Annotated in this window: 8 protein-coding genes; all 8 read left to right on the plus strand. The window is 55.3% G+C overall.

Annotated features, from left to right (window positions below):
* On the plus strand, positions 1-246 hold a 246-nt coding region (locus tag ACWI8T_RS07520), incomplete at its 5' end, for a hypothetical protein (RefSeq protein WP_449138491.1).
* Between the two features lie 401 nt (positions 247-647).
* On the plus strand, positions 648-1130 hold the full coding sequence (locus ACWI8T_RS07525; protein ID WP_449138492.1) for a low molecular weight protein-tyrosine-phosphatase: 483 nt from the start codon (positions 648-650) through the stop codon (positions 1128-1130).
* A gap of 195 nt (positions 1131-1325) precedes the next feature.
* Positions 1326-1616, plus strand: a complete 291-nt coding sequence (locus tag ACWI8T_RS07530; protein ID WP_123219026.1) for a co-chaperone GroES — start codon at positions 1326-1328, stop codon at positions 1614-1616.
* Positions 1617-1691: 75 nt separating this feature from the next.
* The gene (gene groL, locus ACWI8T_RS07535; RefSeq protein ID WP_114615221.1) at positions 1692-3323 is read left to right on the plus strand and encodes a chaperonin GroEL; all 1632 of its coding nucleotides are present in this window, start codon (positions 1692-1694) and stop codon (positions 3321-3323) included.
* Positions 3324-3717: 394 nt separating this feature from the next.
* Positions 3718-4350, plus strand: a complete 633-nt coding sequence (locus ACWI8T_RS07540; protein ID WP_309324818.1) for a hypothetical protein — start codon at positions 3718-3720, stop codon at positions 4348-4350.
* A 57-nt stretch (positions 4351-4407) separates the two neighbouring features.
* Positions 4408-4992, plus strand: a complete 585-nt coding sequence (locus ACWI8T_RS07545) for a hypothetical protein (protein WP_281667836.1) — start codon at positions 4408-4410, stop codon at positions 4990-4992.
* A gap of 55 nt (positions 4993-5047) precedes the next feature.
* A complete protein-coding gene (locus ACWI8T_RS07550) occupies positions 5048-5251 on the plus strand; it encodes a helix-turn-helix domain-containing protein (protein WP_329932888.1) in 204 nt (67 codons plus the stop codon).
* Positions 5252-5591: 340 nt separating this feature from the next.
* The coding region (locus tag ACWI8T_RS07555; RefSeq protein ID WP_449138493.1) for an FAD-dependent oxidoreductase at positions 5592-6130 on the plus strand (539 nt) is incomplete at its 3' end.

The following is a 6130-nucleotide window of genomic DNA, read 5'->3' on the forward strand; positions in this document are numbered from 1 at the left end:
TGGAAGTCGCTCACAAACGAGTCCATCGAAATCGAGCTGAGGGAAGATGGAACGCTTGTCGAGAGCCGCGATAGCAAGCAGGCTGAGGCGGGTACCTGGGCCATTACCGCCGTCGACCAGGTTGGTTTGTATTGGGACGATGAGGACCCGGCGTGGAACTATGCCATCCATTGCGATTCGAACGGCAAGGCCGATAAGCTCGATTGGGGCTTTGACGGCAGCGGTGACTACGCACGCGTCGACTAGCGGTTTTCTTTCATAAAGGTAACCGGAGGCTCCTCGCTTATAAGGCGGGGAGCCTTCTTTGTTTTGCGACGCGTTCGCTCGCGCGGCAACCCTCGAGCTCCACGGCGTTCGCGATAGCCATGGCATTGCCCTTAATGACGATGGGGTTGCGCGCGGTTTTGCGAATGCGCGCTTGTGCTAGGTTATATTGTGCGAGCGAGGGCGGATTTGTGGGCGGGCGCTCGCGTCGGGCTTTGCCCCGTGGGCGTGCGTTCGCGCGAGGCGCCGTCCTGTGGGCGCGACTGTTCGGTAGGCGCCTAGTCGCGCCAGGTTCCGTTTTGGGTTTTCGGCGGCATTGCCATTTCCGCACGCGTGCAATAGCATATTCGCTTGCATTGAGCTTATCGAAGAAAAGGAATCGCATGTCGCAACGTCAATTCATCCATCGCATTATGTTTGTGTGCCACGGCAATATTTGCAGATCGACTATGGCTGAGTTCGTGATGCGCGACATGGTTGCCCGCGCGGGTTTGGGCGGCCGCATCGCCATTGCATCTTGCGCGACGACCAACGATGAAATCGGCAATGATACGCATCCGGGTACGCAGCGGGTGCTCGACGCTCACGGCATTGTTCACCCGCGCCGAGCCGCCGTGAAGCTGCGCGCGGCCGATTATGGCGAGTACGACCTGTTCATCGGCATGGATGACGAGAACATTCGCGATATGCGCCGCATTCTGAAAGGCGATCCACAAGGCAAAGTGCACAAGCTGCTCGAGTATTCCGACGGTGGAGATGCCGATTCGGCGAACAGCGTGGCCGACCCGTGGTTCACGGGCGATTTCGAAACGACGTACGAAGACGTGGTTCGCGGCTGCGAGGCGTTGTTGGCGTATATGCGCTAAGCGTTGCGCTCGGTTTTTCCAAATTGCGTCGAATATCTTTATGACATTTAGTAAACAGCACTGAGATTTTCTCAAAAGGTGCTTGCATCATTTTATGAGGGTGTTAGAGTACCAACTTGTTAGCACTCGGGCATACGGAGTGCTAGCACTCTTCCCAATCTTTGGTTATAACAGGCAGTGGAGAAAGGACATTCCATGAATCTCAAGCCTTTGGGTGATCGCGTTATCGTTAAGCGCGACGAAGCTGAAACCAAGACCGCATCGGGCCTCTACATCGCTTCGAGCGCCCAGGAAAAGCCTCAGACCGGCATCGTTCTGGCCGTTGGCGAGGGTAAGCGCGATAAGGACGGCAACCTCATTCCGGTTCCCGTCAAGGAAGGCGACCGTGTGCTGTACGGCAAGTTCGGCGGCACCGAAGTGAACATCGAGGGCGAGGATGTGCTTATCATGCGCGCCGACGACCTTTATGGTGTTTACACTGCGTAAAGCAAACGATAGAAACCAAAGCGAATTCGGTAATTAAGTTTCGAAAAGAAACTACCCATTGAAGGAGCAATCACAATGGCTAAAGACATTAAATTCCAGGCTGAGGCCCGCAGCGGCCTTGCTGCTGGCGTCACCAAGCTGGCCGATGCCGTTAAAGTTACCCTTGGCCCCAAGGGCCGCTACGTCGCCCTTGAGCGCACCTATGGCGCCCCCACCATCACCAATGACGGCGTGACGGTTGCTAAGGAAGTCGAGCTTGAGGATCCCGTGGAGAACATGGGCGCCCAGCTCGTGAAGGAAGCCGCCACCAAGACCAACGATGGTGCGGGCGACGGTACCACCACCGCAACCCTGCTCACTGACGTTATCGTGACCGAGGGCCTGCGCAACGTCACCGCCGGCGCGAATCCGCTGGCCGTTCGCCGCGGCATCGAGAAGGCCACCGAGGCTATTGTCGACGCCATCAAGACCGACGCCATTCCGGTTGAGGGCAAAGAGCAAATTGCCAACGTCGGCACCATTTCCGCTGGCGACGAGGTTATCGGCACCAAGATCGCCGAGGCCATGGAAGTTGTCGGCAAGGAGGGTGTCATTTCCGTTGAGGAGTCCCAGACCTTCGGCATCGACATCGAAACGGTCGAGGGCATGCAGTTCGACAAGGGCTACATCTCCCCGTACATGGCTACCGACATGGAGCGCATGGAAGCCGTTCTGAAAGACCCGTTCATCCTGCTTACCGACCAGAAGATTTCCTCCATCCAGGATTTGCTGCCGGTGCTCGAGGAAGTTTCCAAGTCTGGTCGCCCGCTGCTCATCATCGCTGAGGACCTTGAGGGCGAGGCTCTGGCTACCATTCTGCTGAACAAGCTGCGTGGCACCTTCACCTGCGTTGCCGTGAAGGCTCCCGGGTTCGGCGATCGCCGCAAGCGCATGCTGGAAGACATCGCTATCGTCACCGGCGGTCAGGTTATCACTCCCGACTTCGGCATGACGCTCGCCGACGCGAACGTGAGCATGCTCGGCCATGCGAAGACCGTCAAGGTCTCCAAGGACGCCACCACCATCGTCGATGGCGACGGCGACAAGGCTGCCATCAAGGACCGCATCGACCAGATCAAGGCCGAAATGGAGCACACCGACTCCGACTTCGACCGCGAGAAGCTGCATGAGCGCCTGGCCAAGCTGTCCGGCGGCGTTGCCGTGCTGCGCGTTGGCGCTGCTACCGAGGCCGAGCTCAAAGAGAAGAAGAGCCGCATCGAGGACGCCCTGCAGGCAACCCGCGCGGCTGTCGAAGAGGGCATCGTTGCTGGCGGCGGCGTAGCGCTGCTCCATGCTCTGCCCGCTCTCGACGCCGTTGATTGCGCGAACCACGACGAGGAAGTTGGCGTCGCCATCATCCGCAAGGCTCTTGAGGCTCCTATGCGCACCATCGCCCAGAACGCTGGCTTTGAAGGCTCCGTTGTGGTCGAGAAGGTTAAGGGCATGAAGAAGGGCGAAGGCCTGAACTGCGCTAATGGCGAATATGGCGACATGATTGCCATGGGCGTTTCCGACCCCGTGAAGGTTACCCGCACCGCTCTGCAGTCTGCGGTTTCCGTTGCTGGCCTTATCCTCATCACTGAGTGCTCCATCAACGAGATCCCCAAGGAAGGCCCCGATTTGAGCGCTCTTGCTGGCGCTGGCGCAGGTATGGGCGGCATGATGTAATTTTTGCCGACGCTGCGAGGCCTGCTGGCAGGCGACTCGCCGTTCAAGCCTCGCGCATGGCCGAAAGGCCAATGCGCTTGGCTTTCGCGGCGATTCGCGCCACCGGCGGGCCTCTTGCTGTCTTTCGACGTGGAAGCCGGCTCCTCTTTTGGTTGACGCTGCTTCAAATTAACTTAGGAGCGTATTCTCGCTCCGTTTTTGGCCCCGCAGGTTTTCCTGCGGGGCTTTTCGTTTCGCATATCAAAAGAAGCGATTCTTTCTTTTGATAGTGTTTTAGTAACAAATAATGGAATATGTGTATTGTTTCTCGATACGTAGCTAGTACCATATTTATTGCTTAAGCATTCAAGAGGGCGCCTACGTACTCGATACCGACCATAGGAGGTCGATATACATGCAAGCACGGAACATTCGTAAAACCACGTGCCAATCGCTCGTGGCGTTTGCGGTATTTCTCTTCGTGGGTTGGCTGTCACTGATGGCTTTCAGTCCTTCGGCGTATGCTTCGGTGTATGCCGAAAATGACAACCTGACGGATGAACAAATATCCGAAAGATTTAAAGAGATTAATTCCACTTATTCCATTGGCGAAGTTTTTAACGAATGCGATACGGAATTTATCATGCTCTATGCGAGCAAGCCGAATACGAGCAGCATAGCACCTTTGGATTCTCAGGGTTTTAATGTTACAGGTTCGGGATATGGAACAAGCGTACGTTGTACTGGCAGTTTGTACCATAATGGCACTGTTCCTTCTTACAACTATGGTGGAAATATCAATGTTGCTAAAACCAGCGGGCCTACCCCTCGAAAAATGACTCTTACAGTGCACTGCACATCGTATGGGATTGTAGGATCAGGCGGCGCGGTTAAGATTTATGATGACGGGGTGAGTGCGAGCACGTCTTATTCGAATTCATTCTACGCATCTCCGGCGCGTTCTTATTCTGGCTACATGCTCTGGTATAACGTGAGTGCTTGGCTTGACGTTACAACCTCGGAAGGCAATTTCTTTACTGTTTCATAGTTGACGTTTTAGATGCAGGTGGCGAAGCTGCCTGCATCGTGTTATTCGAGGGGTAATATGGCCGTTGTAGTCGAAAATGCCTCTAGGCATCCACGCAAAAAGGCTAAACTTGCAGAAGTGGCATGCGTTATCGTTAAGGTTCTGCGTGTTATTCTTATCGTAGGTACTATTGCGTGCCTTCTTGCATTCTTCTTGGGTCTGATTCGCGGTCTTGTAGTTGCGGCCGTTGTTTTTGCGCAATGGACGTTGCTCTTATTTTGCTATTCGATTTTGCTGGATGTTGTTGCGAAGGCGATAACACGGATAGTTTTTGGCTCTGGTATAGCGGAAGGAACGTCTCGCGGCCTACGTTTGTCGGGCCTTCTATTTGTTTTGGTGGCGCTGATTTCCATTGCCTTTTCTGAAGCCGCTTCAGTTTTACTTACGGGATCGTTGTCTCCCGTCTCCTTTCAGTTTAGCGGTCCTGGCTGCTTTCCTCCTGTTGGGCTTTGGGAAGAATTGGTTTCGGCGCAGTCGAGGCGGGACGTGCCCATATGTGGCTTTGATTTATCGGCGCTAATATTGGCTGTTTCGTTTTGGGGTCTTTCCTATATCGTCGATTACGGTGTGAAAATTCAAAGAGACGGTGAAGACGTAATTTGAAAGACTGCTTCCTTGTGTGATATATACAGCAAATGCAAGGGGGCGTGCCGTGATTGTGCTGCATTTGGATGAGTTGCTGGAGTCTAGAGGGATGACGGTCTCGGAGCTTTCTGAGCGCGTTGGAATTACTAGGGCGAATATGTCGAAGATTAAAACTGGTGATGCGAAGGCACTTCGTTTTTCGACGCTGGATGGAATCTGTTCGGTTTTGGCCTGTCAGCCAGGCGACTTGATTGAATACGTACCCGAAGTCCATTGATTACGCTTCGATCGAAAGGTCCAAATTGGCGTTTGTCGCGAATGCGCAGAGCCCCGCAGGTTTTCCTGCGGGGCTCTGCGCGTTTCAAGACCTGCTAAATGCTCGTAGCGTTTAGCAGGTGGGAAGCGTTTAACAGGTTGCCCGTTCCACATCGCGGAACGGTTGGTTCGCACGGTGAACTGGGCATGTTGCGGGCGCGCCTCTCGCGGCGCATACTGCAACCATCACGTATCCAAGAGATGCGCTGCGAATAAAACCGCAGGTCGTTTAAGGGAAACGGCCGAGCGCTCGCGGCGCGTCAACCAGGCGGAGGGGCCTGGTGAGGGATGAGGAGGACGTCATGAGCGCAATCACCGAACAAGGCATGTCTCGCCGTAATTTCCTGGCCGGTATGGCTGGCGTTGCCGGTTTGGCCGCAGCCGGTTTGGCCGGGTGTTCGTCAGCGGGCGGCAGCAAGGAGGCTTCGGGTTCCGATGCTTCTGGTTTGCCCGAGAAGTGGGACGGCGAATACGACGTAATCGTATGCGGTGGCGGCGGATCGGGCCTTACGGCTGCATATTCCGCACTTGAAAACGGCGCCGAAAAGGTGCTCGTTCTTGAGAAGGCTGCAGCGTGCGGCGGTACCACGGCGCTTGCCGAAGGCGCGGTGCAGGCGAGCGGAACGCAGTGGCAGAAGGAAATCGCCGGTGTAACCGACGATTCGGCCGAGCTGCATAAGAAGTTCTGGCTCACCGACGCCGAGGGCATCGTGAAGGAAGACCTCGTCGAGTGCATGGCGAAAAACGCGCCCGATAATTTGAAGTGGATGGCCGATAGCTTCAACATTACGTTCAGCAACGTGTTCGGCTGCTATCCCACGCCGTACATGAAAGACGAGTA

This window comes from Slackia sp. (assembly GCF_977041755.1).

Excerpts from the sequence above, each read along its gene's own strand:
- ACWI8T_RS07525 (WP_449138492.1), top strand. The coding sequence starts at position 648 with ATGTCGCAACGTCAATTCATCCATCGCATTATGTTTGTGTGCCACGGC.
- ACWI8T_RS07545 (WP_281667836.1), top strand. The coding sequence starts at position 4,408 with ATGGCCGTTGTAGTCGAAAATGCCTCTAGGCATCCACGCAAAAAGGCT.
- ACWI8T_RS07530 (WP_123219026.1), top strand. The coding sequence starts at position 1,326 with ATGAATCTCAAGCCTTTGGGTGATCGCGTTATCGTTAAGCGCGACGAA.
- ACWI8T_RS07540 (WP_309324818.1), top strand. The coding sequence starts at position 3,718 with ATGCAAGCACGGAACATTCGTAAAACCACGTGCCAATCGCTCGTGGCG.
- groL (WP_114615221.1), top strand. The coding sequence starts at position 1,692 with ATGGCTAAAGACATTAAATTCCAGGCTGAGGCCCGCAGCGGCCTTGCT.